This window comes from Pararhodospirillum oryzae (assembly GCF_007992075.1).
Lineage (GTDB): Bacteria > Pseudomonadota > Alphaproteobacteria > Rhodospirillales > Rhodospirillaceae > Pararhodospirillum > Pararhodospirillum oryzae.
The window spans coordinates 1-502 of sequence record NZ_BJZO01000205.1 but is presented as its reverse complement, the minus strand read 5'-3'; the positions used below and the strand labels follow the sequence as shown (position 1 = coordinate 502).

1 protein-coding gene is annotated in these 502 nt (G+C 65.1%); it reads right to left on the bottom strand.

Features of this window, described 5'->3' with window-relative positions:
- Nucleotides 1-502: DUF4114 domain-containing protein (locus tag ROR02_RS16760; protein ID WP_170245176.1), on the bottom strand; the 502-nt coding region annotated here is incomplete at both ends.

The following is a 502-nucleotide window of genomic DNA, read 5'->3' as shown; positions in this document are numbered from 1 at the left end:
GTGCCGCTCTGTTCCCAGAACTCGGTGATGTTGACGTCGTTGAAGTCGTGGTCGCCACCCGTGTTGACGCGAATGTCTTCCCAGTTCTGATTGCCCGGGAGGTCGTTATCCACCACCTGCGTCGCGCCGCCCACGTTCAGGTCCGGCCGGTCGAACAGCACCGCGCCCCCGCCATCGGCTTGCAGCGCCGTGCCGGTTTCCGTGCTGATCGCCTGCCACGTCCCGTCCGCCGCCTGCTGGAAGGTCACTTCCAGGCCGTCGTGCAGACCTCCGTTGCGCCCGTCGCCGTTCGGCACCAGGAAGAAGCCGATCCGCGACGGATCAACCCCTTCAATCGTCACGCTCGACCCCACGGGAAGATCGTGCACATCCGCCCACACCAGGACGCCCGTCGTCGGCGCCCCGTTCTCGTCCATCACATAATAGCCGTAGCTGTTGTGATAATCGGCGCTCGCCTGGCCTTCCAGCGTCAGGGTCAGCGAGGTTTCGCGCGGCTGTTCCA